This is a genomic window from Streptomyces asiaticus, assembly GCF_018138715.1.
In the GTDB taxonomy this organism is placed as follows: Bacteria; Actinomycetota; Actinomycetes; order Streptomycetales; family Streptomycetaceae; genus Streptomyces; species Streptomyces asiaticus.
Genome location: NZ_JAGSHX010000006.1, coordinates 10,080,957 through 10,094,286 on the forward strand (window position 1 = coordinate 10,080,957; position 13,330 = coordinate 10,094,286).

9 protein-coding genes and 2 pseudogenes are annotated in these 13,330 nt (G+C 68.2%); 4 read left to right on the top strand and 7 right to left on the bottom strand.

From position 1 onward, the window contains the following. Positions 1–25 precede the first annotated feature (25 nt). The 7 genes and pseudogenes from KHP12_RS50145 to KHP12_RS50175 form a co-directional block, all read right to left on the bottom strand. On the bottom strand, positions 26–2,431 hold the full coding sequence (locus KHP12_RS50145) for a ricin-type beta-trefoil lectin domain protein (RefSeq protein ID WP_086881861.1): 2,406 nt from the start codon (positions 2,429–2,431) through the stop codon (positions 26–28). Between the two features lie 150 nt (positions 2,432–2,581). Further along, a complete protein-coding gene (locus tag KHP12_RS50150) occupies positions 2,582–4,414 on the bottom strand; it encodes an RICIN domain-containing protein (RefSeq protein WP_211834812.1) in 1,833 nt (610 codons plus the stop codon). A gap of 192 nt (positions 4,415–4,606) precedes the next feature. Beyond that, positions 4,607–4,765 carry a hypothetical protein gene (locus tag KHP12_RS50155; protein WP_211834813.1) on the bottom strand — a complete coding sequence of 53 codons (159 nt, stop codon included), beginning with the start codon at positions 4,763–4,765 and terminating at the stop codon, positions 4,607–4,609. Between the two features lie 188 nt (positions 4,766–4,953). Beyond that, positions 4,954–6,386, bottom strand: a pseudogene (locus KHP12_RS50160) (arabinofuranosidase catalytic domain-containing protein). Between the two features lie 525 nt (positions 6,387–6,911). After that, positions 6,912–7,553, bottom strand: coding sequence for a DUF2461 family protein (locus KHP12_RS50165; protein ID WP_246648976.1), 642 nt, complete (start codon positions 7,551–7,553; stop codon positions 6,912–6,914). Positions 7,554–8,140: 587 nt separating this feature from the next. Next, a complete protein-coding gene (locus KHP12_RS50170; RefSeq protein ID WP_211834814.1) occupies positions 8,141–9,748 on the bottom strand; it encodes a GMC family oxidoreductase in 1,608 nt (535 codons plus the stop codon). Positions 9,749–10,286: 538 nt separating this feature from the next. Continuing rightward, positions 10,287–10,892, bottom strand: coding sequence for a TetR/AcrR family transcriptional regulator (locus KHP12_RS50175; protein WP_086881864.1), 606 nt, complete (start codon positions 10,890–10,892; stop codon positions 10,287–10,289). A 73-nt stretch (positions 10,893–10,965) separates the two neighbouring features. On the opposite strand from KHP12_RS50175, the pseudogene KHP12_RS53755 reads away from it, so the two are divergent. From KHP12_RS53755 to KHP12_RS50195, 4 genes and pseudogenes are all read left to right on the top strand, one after another. Continuing rightward, positions 10,966–11,415 (top strand): annotated as a pseudogene (locus KHP12_RS53755) (CocE/NonD family hydrolase); the annotation flags it as partial. Next, positions 11,412–11,753, top strand: coding sequence for a CocE/NonD family hydrolase C-terminal non-catalytic domain-containing protein (locus tag KHP12_RS50185; RefSeq protein WP_245009936.1), 342 nt, complete (start codon positions 11,412–11,414; stop codon positions 11,751–11,753). The pseudogene KHP12_RS53755 and the gene KHP12_RS50185, both read left to right, overlap by 4 nt. Before the next feature lie 8 nt (positions 11,754–11,761). Beyond that, the gene (locus tag KHP12_RS50190) at positions 11,762–12,373 is read left to right on the top strand and encodes a nuclear transport factor 2 family protein (protein WP_208652996.1); all 612 of its coding nucleotides are present in this window, start codon (positions 11,762–11,764) and stop codon (positions 12,371–12,373) included. Positions 12,374–12,673: 300 nt separating this feature from the next. Then, on the top strand, positions 12,674–13,021 hold the full coding sequence (locus KHP12_RS50195) for an HAD family hydrolase (protein WP_211834815.1): 348 nt from the start codon (positions 12,674–12,676) through the stop codon (positions 13,019–13,021). The last annotated feature ends 309 nt before the right edge of the window (positions 13,022–13,330 follow it).

Consider the following 13,330-nt stretch of genomic DNA (forward strand, 5'->3'; position numbering starts at 1 on the left):
CGGTGATCGTCAGCCGGTCACCGGATCACTCGCGCGTCCACTTCTGGTTGCTGCTGCCGTTGCAGGTCCATAGTTGGAGCAAGGTGCCGTTGGCCGTTCCCGCGCCGGTGGCGTCCAGACACAGGCCGGACTGGACACCGGTGATCGTGCCGTCGGCATGGATCGTCCACTTCTGATTGCTTCCGCCGGTGCAATCCCAGATGTCCACCTTGGTGCCGGGGCTGGTGCCTTGGCCCGAGGCATCCAGGCAGTCGCTGCCGTAGACCCGCAGCTCGCCGGCCGGGGTGTCCGTCCACTGCTGGTTGCTGCCGCCGTTGCAGTCCCACAGCTCCACCTGGGTTCCGGGTGTCTGCGACTGGTTCGGCACGTCCACGCAGCGCCCGGAGCCGACCCCGACGATCGCGCCGGTCGTGCCGTCGTTTCCGCCGCTGCCGGGGGTGATGGACAGGTTGTCGAACTGCGCCGTCTCGCCCTGGCTGGTCGCATAGCCGACCTGCCCGCCGGCCCAGGTGCGATCGTTCACGGCACCGACCGTGGCACCGTCGATGACGGCGGTGATGGTGGTGCCGGAGAAGGTGAGGGCCAGGGTGTGCCACCGGTTGGTGCCCAGCGCCGCGGTCGTGCCGCGGGCCAGGGCGGAGACGTTGCCGCCTGTGTTGGAGTTCAGGATCGACCAGGCCCCGGTGTCGCTCACCCGCAGGTGGTAGGCGTTGAGCCCTCCGGTGCTGTTGTAGTCCTGTGCGTTGGCACGGCCGATCAGCTCGGTGTATCCGGGCTGTTCGAGCAGCACGTCGGACGAGACGGTGTAGTTGCTCCAGCCCACGTCACCGAGCAAGGCGTGTGGATCGGACAGTGCGTCCCAGGTGATCGGTTTCTGCGGGCTCATCTGGCGCACGCACTTGCCGCCGCGGCCGCCGCCGCAGCCCACCTCCTCGAAGGCGCCCTGCCAGTCCATGAGGTACTTGGCCTCGGTGCCGGTCGCGTAGCTGTCGAAGGAGTCGCCGTACGGCAGACCCATCGTGGCCTGGGCAGGGCCGGTGGCGGTGCCCTTGCCCTGACCAGTCGTGGTGGTCAGGGTGTAGACGCGACCGGGTTGCACGGTCAGGCTGAAGCCGCCGCCGGACGGTGTGATGTCTGTGGCGTGCACGAGGTAGTCGGCCGGGTTATTGGAGTTGACGTCGGTCGACCAGACGTGGACGGTTCCGGTGGACAGCCCTCCGGTGACGGTGAAGTTCAGCGTCTGGGCACCGCCGGCGTCCATCGTCTCGATGACCGTGGAGTAGTCGGAGTTGTTCTTGGACTTCAGCGAGACGTAGCTGCCGTTGTTCCGGTTGCCGCCGATGTAGCCGCTGGAAGCGTCGAGGTACTTCCACCCCGGGCTGGTGAACTGGCTGGTCTGAGCCATCACCCAGGCGTTCTTGCCGATCCTGTAGTGCCCGGACCACGGCTGCGCGGCCAGGGCGAGCCCCATGGTGGGGTACGGCAGGTTGGGTGTGATCGCGGCGACCACCGGCCAGTTGAGATACGCGGTCATCCGGCCGTCGATGTATCCGCGGTTGATGCCGCGGGCCACGGCTGGGGCGCCCGCGTTGTAGTCGTCCGAGCCGTTCTCGCTGGCCCACAGCGGCTTGCCGGACGATGTGGCGGCCGACGGCACCGAACAGTTGGACTGGGACGAGCGGTAGCCGCAGGGGTAGTGCGTGCCGATGATGTTCACCGCGGCGGCGAACGCGGGGTTGGAGTTGACGTCGTTCGCCACGGCCCAGTCGGAGTCCGCCGCGACGATCTTGATGTTGCCGTATCCGTTGCTGTCGAGCGCGCTGCGCAACTGCTCGTACCAGGAGACGTTGTAGCCTCGCTCGTTCCACCCCCCGAGGTAGTCGATGGTCAGCCCGTGCTGCTTGGCGCAGCCCAGCCACGAGAGCAGGTAGTTGATCATGTCGGTGGACCAGAAGTTCCCGCCGCCGATCCAGCCGGGCGCGCCCCAGGCGAGCCCGTACAGCTTGATGTCGGGGTTGCGCGCTTTGGCCTGCTCCATCAGCCACCATTCGTAGCCCCGGTCGCAGTTCAGGTCGGACCGGGTGTGCTGGTGACTCGGCTCGGCCCCCGAGGTGGAGTTGGTGTCGCCGCCGATCTCCGCTTTGAGGATCTGCAGGGAGGCACCGTAGCCGGGCCGGAACAGGTAGTCGAGGATCTGGCCGCGTTCGGGCTCGGGATAGTCGATCAGGAGTCTGCTGTTGCCGCCCCCGCCGCTGATCGCGCCGACGCCGTCGAAGGTCCGGCCGCCGGATGCGCCGTTGATCGTGATGGAGGTGGCTGCCTGGGCCGGCACGGCAGCCGTGCCGACGAGGCCGCCGGCGGCCAGGACGAGGCCCGTGAGCACGGCAGTCGAGGCGCGCAGACGCCGGAACAGCCGTGTGAATGCTGACACGATGGGTTCCTTTCGCCGGTCTGAGGCGTCCCGTGGCCGCCGGGTCCGGCCACGGGGTGCGGTGACTGTGCTGTGCTCGTGCTGCTCGTGGTGGCCGTGGCTCCACGGTTGCCGGAGGTCGCTCACGGGTCGGCGTCCGTTCAGCCGCGGTCAGCGGAGGATGAAGTCCTGGTTCGTGCCGGGCATGTTCTTGCACTGCCACTGGTCCAGTTGCTGACCCGGGTTGCCGGCCGCGCCGTAGACGTCCAGGCACAGACCGCTGTTTTTGTTCTGGAACTCGTAGGCGCCGTCGGACTGCCGTACGGGCAGCCAGAGGCTGTTGGCCGCCGCTCCGGGTGCCTGCTGGACGATGTCCGGGATGCCCGGAGCCGTGGAGCTGTCGGCCACCGCCACGTCCAGGCCGGAGTTCTGTGCCCGCAGCTCGCCGTAGCCGCCCGAGGCGGCGACGAACCGGAACTGCTGGTTGCCCTGCCCGTTGCAGGTCCACTGGTCGATCGCGGCGCCGGTGCTGCGGGAGTCGCCGTATACGTCCATGCACAAGTTGTTGTCGGCGACGACGAGTTGGTGGTAGCCGTCCGGGAAGCCGCCGCCACTGGACGAGGCGGGTGTCAGATAGACGGCGAACGCATCGTGCGCGCCCTGGAACGTGAACGGCACGGTGATCGAGCCGCCCGAGGTGCTCATATTCTGGTCGTATACGGTCTGTGGCGCACTGAGCGGCGCCTGGTCGGGGATGCGGTGCACGGTGACGTGCACGCCGCCGTCGTTCGCGAGCCAGGGTAGGGACGCCAGCCCGTTGAAGGTCACGGACGCGGCGCCGGTGTACCCGTTGGAGTCGCCGATGACCGCCACCGCTCGCTTGGCGGAGGAGTCCTCGGCGGCCGAGATCGCCGTCGAGCCGACCTGGCCGGAGGTGTCCACGAGGGTGCCGGTCATGTCGGCGTAGTCCCGAAGTGCCCACCAGTTGCCGGTCGGCTGCCAGCTGCCCCCGCTCTGGGTGAGGACTCCGGTCAGGTTCGGGGTGACGCAGCACACCCAGTTGCCGCGCATCGCGTTGGTGTACCCGGACTGCGCGAACCGCGCCAGGTACCAGGCCGTCACCCCGGCGGTCTGCCGGTCGGCCGGCTGGTACTCGTTCGAGGACAGCGGCAGCGGACCGATGCCCGCCGCGGTCAGGGCGCTGTTCAGGGCCCGCGCGACGGTGACCGGGTCGTCGACATCGCCCTCGTTGTGGTTGGCGATCATGTCCGGCACCGTCCCGGCCGCCTTCACGTGCGCGAGCCAGGTCCGCCACTCAGCCGGGTTGCGCTCCGGGGTGAACGCGAAGGACGGCCCTACGATCTGCGCCCCGGGGGCGGTGCGCCGGATCTCCCGGTAGGCGGTGTCCCACATCTGGAAGTACTGGGCGCTGTTGACCCCCCGCGTCCAGAACGCGGAGATGTCCGGCTCGTTCCAGATGTCGTAGGAGAACGTGAGCCCCGAAGCCCGCAGCGCTCCCACCGTGGAGTCGATGAAGCCAACCCAGTTGGAGCAGTCGCCGTTGTCGCACGGGTACCTCGTGTTCGACGGCTGGCCGCCGTTCGCGCCGTAGATGTCGCTCACCAGCACCTGGTACTGCGCGTGGTAGGGCGGCCGGGTGAGCCGTTTCGCCTGCGCGACGATCGAGTCGACGTCGGCCCGGGTGGCCGAGCCGTACTGGTAGCCGTCCCTGATCCAGCCGCCGGAGAACCATCCGCCGCCGCGGAAGGCGTTGATCCCCAGCGGCTGGATGAACTGGTCCGCCGGTCGGCTGCCGTCTTCGCTGAAGCCGTAGAGGAACCCTTCCCCCACGCCGGTCGACGGCCCGCGGGTCGACGCCAGGTTCACGCTCAGCGATGTGGCCGAGGCGGCCTGGCTCGTGTCCGTCGCCAGCAGCGGCAGCACGAGTGCCAGCACGATGCCGGCCACCAGCCCCAGACGGGCCGGTCTCGCTCTCGTCCTCATCCGATCCTCCTGCGGTTCGGCGCCGCTGGGCTGCGGCGCGTGTGCTGGACGGGGGCCGCCTCCCGTGGGTGCGGGGTGCGGAGTGCGGAGTGCGGCGCGGCGACGTGCCGGGGCAGCGGTCGGATGCCGCACCGGAGTCGAGCGCGGGTCGCTCACCGGGTCAGCTCAGCGTCCACTGCTGGTCGCTCTGGCCTATCCGGTGGCGGTGATGCCGGCCTGGACGGCGTTCTCGGTGGCGTAGGAGAGATGCCCGCCGTCGATCAGCGGAGCGGCCGTCTCCGCCCACGTACTGAACTCGCTACGACTCTCGGTGGGGTCATCGCTCGCGCGGTGGACACGGGCATGGTTCATCAACTCCTGGGTCGGTCGCGGGAGGAGGCGCCCACTCCTGGGGCACATCCGCCGCCGAGGGATCCAGCGACGGCCACGGACTGTGCGGTCGCTGCGGGAGCGGGGCATGCCTGGCAGCGGGGCAGGTATTTCGTGGCCGTTCTTCGGGCGTGCCGGGGGCCGCCACCTCCCGCGGAAGTGAAAGGAGTTCAGCGGTAGCCGGCCGCCGTGACATTGGCCTGTACCGCGTTGTCGGTCGCATCGGAGGGGTAGCCGGATACGATGGCTCCTTCGTAGAAGGTGCCGGCGCTCAGGTTGGCCCCGCCGCCGGGCTTGCAGCAGTCGCCGCCGCTGCCCAGGACGATGGCTCCTTGTTTCTTCATTGGGCTGTAACCGCTGGGAAGCCCGCCGTTCCACAAGGTGGTCAGGCCGCCGGATTGCGCGTTGCCGCCCTTGAGGGCGAACCTCGACGTCCCGTTGTCCTTGAGCATCGCGGTGACGAACTTGCTGGTAAAGGCCCGCTGGTTGGTTTCCAGGACTGGCTGCCGCCGGAGTACAGGCCCCATTCGAGATCGGCCTGCACCCAGGGACCGCTGCCGGCACAGCCGCCGAACCAGCACTGGGTGCCGAAGTTGATCGCGTCCATCGCCCCGGCGGCGTCGGCCTTTCTGGTCGTCTCGCTGTTGCCGTAGTCGAAGCAGCAGCCACTGTTGACGTGGGTGCCGCTGGTCACCATGTACGCCCCTTCGGGCGCGGCACCGGTCGGCACGCCCGTCAGGTGACCGTCCCGCCAGTAGCTGTTCCCGGGGTTGATGTACAGCGAGTACGCCTTGGTGCCCCCGGCGGTCAGCGACTCGGAGGTCGCCTTCGCGGGGCTGCTCTGACTCGATCCCGGGACCTGGGCCGATCCCTGGTACCACAGGTCGTTGCCGCGTCCCGACTGGTCGTAAACTGCCGTGATCACGCACGAGGTACCCGCGCAGAACGAGTCCTGTGCCGCCGCGTTGGCGAAGCCGCCGGGCGCCAGCACGCCGATGTCCCTGGTCGCGTTGTCCGAGGAGCGCCTGACCTGGTACAGGGTGCCGTTGTAGGAACCGTAGAGCGCCCGCACCGTGCTGTGCGCGGCCACGCACGGCGTACCACCCTCGGAGTAGATGTCACACGGGCCGGACCCGCCGGACCCAGGCGGAGGTATCGGCTTGCTCCACATCTGGTTGCTTTGGCCATTGCAGGTCCACAGGATGACCGCCGTACCGTTGGTGGTGCCCGCCCCGTTGACGTCCAGGCATAAGCCGGACTGGGCACTGGTGACGGACCCGTCGGAATTCTGTCGCCACATCTGGGTCGACCGCCCGTCGCACGACCAAATGATCACCGGGATCCCCGGAGCCGTCTGGCTGTCGCGGGTGTCCACGCACCGGGTGCCGCTCATCGTCCTCAGCTCACCCGCCGACGTGAACTCGAACGCCTGATTCACCTGGTCGTTGCAGTCCCAGATGTCCAATGCCGTTCCCGGCGTATCGACGTTGCCCTTGACGTCCAGACACCGCCCGGATGCCGGGCTCACCAGGGGGAGCGCCACCGCCGGCGCCGGTGCCGACCATGTCGGCGCGGTCGCCGACAACATGGCCAGCAGCGCCATCACGCATACGGCGGCCACCGCCGGTAAGCGTGGTCCACGAGCCACGGGGCTCCGGAGCGAAACAGATGAAAGCCGCATTCCGTTCCTTGAATATGTGAGGAAGGGGACAGAGAGTGCCGGATCCGTCCCGAGGGAAACGCTCAAGGCCGTTGCCGCCGGTATGGATGCGGGGCCCGGGCGTTCCTGTTGGCGTTGCCGCCAGTGCGTTCGGCTTGCCCTTCCATTCGGCTCCCAGGAAGGCCGGCCGCGCGTAGCCGTCGGCCACTCCCGTCAGGGGCCGGTCGGCGGTGGAGCGCGCGGGCGAGGGTGCGATCCGAATGAGGTCATGGGTGACTCTCCCTTGGAGGCAAGGGCGCCCGAGAGCATCCACAGAGAACCCTCAGACATCCCATGTCCCATAGTGATTCCACCGGTCCCTCACACTGTCAATAGGCATGTCTCCTTCAATCGGAACCCAATCCATCCCATGTTTCTTTTGCGCTGGTCAGCTCGCCATGACCCACGTTGGTGGTGAACGCGGTTTTCTCAGGCGTCGTTTGCGGTGCTGTTCACATGACGGACCAGCCACGTGAGCATGGCGTCGAGGTCGTCGGCGGCCGCGAGGACTTTGCCGACAGCCTCAGGAGTGTGGAGCCACTCGTCGCAGCCGAGGGGTTGGGCAGCGATCAGTGAGCGGTGGCGCAGCAGGTCCGTGCGGGAGTGGTCGGACGGATAACCCCGCGGGGGGCGCTTCATCACGTCCCCGGAGATGTCGTAGCCCTTCGCCTTCAAGTCCTCGACGATGGCAGAGAGTTCGTGGCCGCTTCCCTCGGCGGCGACGGCCTTGCGGAACATGGTGACCTGGCCAGGGTCGGGATACCACCAAGCGCCTTGGACCCGCAGGCCCTCCAGGTCGAACCGCAGACCGATCTCGATCTTGCGGCCGAGCCGGATCACCGCGCCCTGGTGCTGCCACCACCAGGAGTTTGTGCGGTAGTGCCAGACAGAGAAGTCCTCGTACCGGGGATCGACGTCCGCCACATCATTCAGCAGCGCGATCATCGGCTGCCGGACGAGACGTTCGCGATCCGCACGGCACTGCTCGCGCACCGCGCGTGACGGCTCGCCCTCCAGGTGCAGCAACACGTCCATGGCGTGCTCCGGCCAGCCGGTGAACCGTCCGCTCATGCGGGCACCATAACCACCGGGCCACCGGGTATCGAAACCGGCCGGTGCGCGGGTGGCCACGACCTGCCGTGGGAAGCGGCCATCCCGGTCTCACGGATCACCGGGTGATCTCACAACACGGGCCCACGCCGACGGGGCGGGCGGGTCGCAGATGCTGTGCGACCCACTCGGCGACCATCCACAGAAAGTCACGCTGGGCGTCCAGGCGTGGGTGCCGTACCGCAGGCAGGACACGGGGGCCGCGCTGTCCTCCTCCGTGAGAGTCTCCCACCTCGCGGCCAGGGACTCGGGGAGTCCGATACTGGCCACCAGACGGAGCCCGCCGTGGCGTGTGTCGCACAGATGGATCATGCCGCCCAGGGCGCTGAGTTCGGCGACCACATGCCCGAGGACGAGCGTCAGCGGCCCGGTGCCACTCAGATCGTCACCCGCGGAGCCCAGTAGCCGAAGCCGCGTCCACGCTGACCGAGTGATCCGGGTTCCTACGGGTTCTGGTGTTGCCCGTCCACACCCATGTCGTCACCTGTCGTCTCCTTGGGAGTTCGGTGCCGTACGAATAGCAGGCCGCTGACACCGGTTGTGCGGAGTCAGCTCATGCCGTACCTGGTCTTGATCAGGTCTGCCGCCCGTTCGCCGATGACGACACAGGGCGCCATGGTGTTGCCGCTGGTGATCCGGGGCATGACCGAGCCGTCCGCGATGCGCAGGCCCTCGACGCCGTAGACGCGCAGGGAGCCGTCGACCACGGACATCCTGTCGCGTCCCATCCTCGCGGCGCAGGTCTTGTGGTAGTACGAGCCGGCCGCGTTGCGGACGAAATGCCTGAGTTCGTCGCCGCTCAGCGGACCGGGCATGACCTCGCGCTTGACAAACGGTTTCACCTCGGCCGAGTTGCCGATTTCCCGGCAGAGCTCCACGCAGTACTCAAGTGCCTGCACGTCCTCCTCGGCACTCAGGAAATTGGCGTCGATCACCGGGGCCGCCATAGGATCCGCGCTGGTCAGCCGCACGGATCCACGGCTGACGGGCCGGGCGAGCCCGGGGGCAAGTGTCCAGGCGGAATCGACTCCGACGGGAACGTCGTACTGGGTGGCGGTCACCTCGCTCGCGCACGGGAACTCATCCAGGGTCGGCATCAGGTCGGGGCCGGGCAGTGACGGGTCGCTCTTGGCGAAGAGGGCGAATTCGGCGGCGTTGCTCCGGGGGGCCTCGGGGACCTGGTACTCCCAGATGCAGCCGGCGAGCAGGACGTGGTCCTGGAGGTTCTTCCCGACGCCGGGCAGATGCACGACGCCGGGGATGCCGAGCGTGGCGAGTTCTGCCTGGTCGCCGATGCCGGAGAGCATCAGCAGCTTCGGCGTGTTGATGGCTCCGAGAGAGACGATCACCTCCTCGCCCGCCGAGACGCCGTGTGTGCGGCCCCATTGGACGAACTCCACTCCGGTCACCCGGTTCCCGGACAGCTTCAGCCGGGTCACCTCGGCGCACAGCACCATGTGAAGGTTGGGGCGGCCCATGGCCGGATGGAGGTAGGCGGCGGCCATCGACACCCTGACATTGTCCTGGCCGACCAGGAGGTTGGGGCAGCCGCAGCCGCCGTCGGACTCCATGGGGTCGCCGTTGAGGTCGGCGACGGGTGGGATGCCGAGCGCGGATGCCGCCCCGACCAGTGCCGGCGCGAGTGGAACCGGGTTCTCGGGGAGGGTGACCCGCAGGGGGCCGCCGGTGCCGCGGCGGGGGTCGGCCGGGCCGGTCCAGTCCTCGACGCGGCGGTAGATGTCGAGAACGGACGCGTAGGACCAGCCGGGATCGCCGGTCTCCTCGGCCCAGGCGTCGAAGTCGTTGCGGTGGCCCCGGGCCCGGACTGAGGCGTTGATGCTGGAGCCGCCGCCCAGCACCTTGCCCATCGGCAGCGGAGGCGTACGACCGTTGAGAGAGGGCGACGGCTGGGCGCGGTAGCCCCAGTCACGTTCGCTGCCGATGTTGGACATCCACCGGGTGGAGTCGATGACCGACGACACCCGGTCGCTACCGCCGGCCTCCAGCAGCAGAACGCTCACCCCGGGATTCTCGGCCAGTCGCCGGGCGACGACGGACCCTGAGGTTCCTCCGCCGCAGACGATGAAGTCGTAGGCGGGACGCAGAACGTCGCCGACGATCTCCCGGTCCACGGTTACGCGGCTGGTGTGTGCCATGGGTATCGGCCGTCCTTTCCAGAAGGAGAAAGGTCGTCGCGGAGCCCCGCGGGGTGATCCACTGCCATTCGGTGGACTCGTCGGAAGTTCGCGTCGCCGCCGAAGCGCCCACCACTCCCGAGCACCGTTGACGAGCCCGGGCGCCCGCGCGGCCGGACAGCGTCGCCTGGAACACCCCCGTCAGGGCCCGGCCGCACCGTGATCGGCGGCAGCGCGCCGACCGAGACCGGGAGGGCATGGCAACCGCCTCGTGTACTCGCTTCACGGCGCCCACGGCCTCCGCTGTCGCCCTGGCCGGGATCGAGGCCGACTCCCAGACCAGCCAGGGCACAGCTCATCGCGGCGTTGTGCTCATCGAGACCATCAGCGACACGAGACAGCGCATGACGTTCGCTTGCTCTCACATCCTACGTCGCCGCAGGGAGTCCGACTGGGCCACGGCCGCCGCCCGACGGGCCCCTTGCTCTCCGCCGCACGCATCTCCGGACCAGATCACCAGGGCAAACTGGTGGGGCAGCCGAAGCGACGAGCGCCGGAGTCATGGCTTCCTGGTGGCGTCGTTGACGAGCTTCACCAGGACCCGCCGCCGCTCCTGGGGGCTTTCGTTCGCGGCTTCCCCCAGCATGAGTGTCACGGCCGAGGGTACGGCCAGCCACCACGCCGCCAGCGCGCGGGCGGCATAGAGCAGGTGTGCCGGGGCGACGTCGGTCCGCAGGAGTCCGTCGGCCTGGGCCTTGGCGATCGCGCGGACGTTGTCCGCGTAGTGCTCGGACCGTTCCCGGGCCGCGGCGAGCGACGCGCGGTCGGACTGCAGCGGATCCGGGTCGAGGCCCTCCCACAACAGCAGCCGCAGGTAATGCGGGTACGTCCGGTGGTAATCCCACACCCGGCCGGCGAACTCCCCGAGGTCCGCGGCCTGCTCCTCGGTCAGCGGGACGGCGGCGGCAAGCTTGATCATCTCCTGTTCCAGCACCGCACTGAACAATTTCTGCTTGCTGCCGAAGTACTGGTAGATCCGCTCCTTGTTGACCCCGGCACGGGCGGCAACGCGGTCCACCCGTGCGCCCAGCGGGCCGTGCTCGCTGTACTCGAAGACCGCGGCGTCCAGCAGCCGCTGTCTGGTCCGCTCGGTATCCCAGGCCATGACGCGATGGTACCAATCTCCAACTCGTCAGTTGCACTCGTGCGGGCGGCGTGCTTAAACTCCAACTCGCCAGTTGCATTTTCGTCCGCAGTGGAGCATCGATGGACAACGGATCAACCAGAGCGACACTGGACGACGTCTTCCGCTCGGTCTCGGAATCCGGATTCGGCAAGAAACTTCTCGGTGCCGGTCGACGACGGCACCGTGCTGCGAGCCGACGTGTTCCGGCCGGACACCACGGAGCCGGTCCCCCGTCATCATGACCCTGGGTCCTTACGGAAAGGGAGTGCGGTACGAGGACGGCTACGCGCCCCAGTGGAACTGGCTGGCCACGGCCCATCCCGACATCCTCCCCGGCTCGACCCGCGAGTACCTGGCGTGGGAAACCGTGGATCCGGAAACCTGGGCGCCGTGGCATTACGCCGTCGTCCGGGACGACTCGCGCGGGGCGGGCCGATCTCCAGGACGGCTGGACATCATGTCGCCGCGGGAAATCCGCGACTACTACGACGCCATCGAATGGGCCGGGTCCCACGCACGACGAACCAGAGCCCCTCCGAACCCGGCCAGGTGTACCGCGTGGAGGTCGAAATCTGGCCGACCTGCATCGTCCTACCCGCCGGCTACCGGCTGGGACTGCAGATCGGTGGCCATGACTTCGAGCGCGAACCCCCGGACGATCCCAACGAGGCCTGGATCTCGCGGGGCTCAGGCCCGTGGTTGCACACGCATCCGGAAGACCGGCCGTCACCGGTGTTCTCCGGACGCACCACCATCCACACCGGCGGAGACACCGCTTCGTCCCTGCTGCTCCCCGTCATCCCCCCGCGAGTCGGGAACCCGGCACGAACATCGGCCTGAACGGCGCATTGATCCTGATCGCCGGTGTCGGCCGCGGCATCGGTCGCGCCCGCGCCCCCATCCACCGGATCTCCACGCGAGAAAGACTGCCGATGCACGACATCAAGCCCCTGGAAGACCGGCTACGCGTCATCGAAGACCGGCTGGCGATCTACAACCTGCTTGCTTCGCACCCGCTCAGCGCGGACACCGGCGAGCCGGACTTCATCGAATCCATCTACACGGAGGACTTCGTATTCGACCGCGGCGGCGGACTGTCCGGCGCACGCGGCCGCGACAAGATGGTCGACCTCGTCGAAAGTGACGCGCACCGCACCGCGATCGCCGGCGGGCTCGCGCACTTCGGCAGCCTGCCGCTCGTCGAACTGGACGGCGACACCGCCGTCGCCACGTCCTATATCGCCCTCATCACGCCGGACGAGAAGGGTGAAGAGCGCGAACTGGCGAACCACGGAACGTCGACCGGATTCCGCGTCCATCGCATCGTCGCCAACCGTTGGTCCCTCGTCCGCGAAGACGGCCGGTGGTCGATCGCGTCGCGGACCGTCCTGCCCATGGACGGCAGCGGACCCGCACTGGAGATGGCCCGCCAGGCCGCCACCTACTATGCCGGGCGCTGAGGCGACGTCTGATTCATGTAGTTCGCGGCCAATTGGAATTCATGTGTATCGCCAGGTCGGGGACGGTCAAGTCCCGTTGGGTCGGATCCGGCGGGCGGGTGGCGGCCGGAAGAAAGCGTTCGAACGGGATCCAGAGCTGAGGTCTGGTGGGAGCGGACGAGCGGGGCGAAGAGCGTCGCGGCGGCTATTGCCCGCCGCCAGGCGGCCGGGCTGCCCGTTGAGTGAGCCGCGCGGCCAGGAGCCGGGGGCTGGGTCTGGACCGGGCTGATCGCTGACGCTGGACCGTTTGAGCCGCCGCTGGTGGAGGCGCTCTACGACTGCCTGACCGACAACGACGCCTGGCTCCCGTATCCCGACACACTTCCGGTACTCGAGGCGCTCAGTGCCGCAGGCGTGCGCACGGGCGTGCTGAGCAACATCGGTTGGGATATCCGGCCGGTCTTCAAGCGCGCCGGTGTGCTGGATCAGCTCAACGCGGTGGTGCTGTCGTGCGAGGTCGGGCTGGCGAAGCCCGACCCTGCCGTCCTCGGTGTCGCGTGCGAGCGTCTGGGCCTTTCGGCCGGGCGGGTGCTGTTCGGCCGCGCAGTGAGGCGCCTCGGCGCCGTGGCGCCACAACGGTCGGCAGGGGCGACGGGACGCAGCCCGTAGGCGGCCTGCACAGATGCCGCAGCACCCTTGTCCAAGCCATCCTCACCGCCCCCTTGGCCCGATCGAACTGAGGCCGGAAAGGATTCCTTGTCGGCGAGAGAGATTAATCGGCCACCGGAGTGACTTTTTGGTCGAGTTTCCAGCGAGGCAGGTAAAGCAGCCGCAGGCGCGGCTGAAAATCCTCCTTCTGTCTCGTAAGACTCTCTTCACCTGCACCTTTGACCATTCTCTGATTAATCGTGAGATCTCTCACATTGCCATCGCTTTACTCATCCATTGCCTCCCGTGTTTCGTTGGTGTGCATCGCTT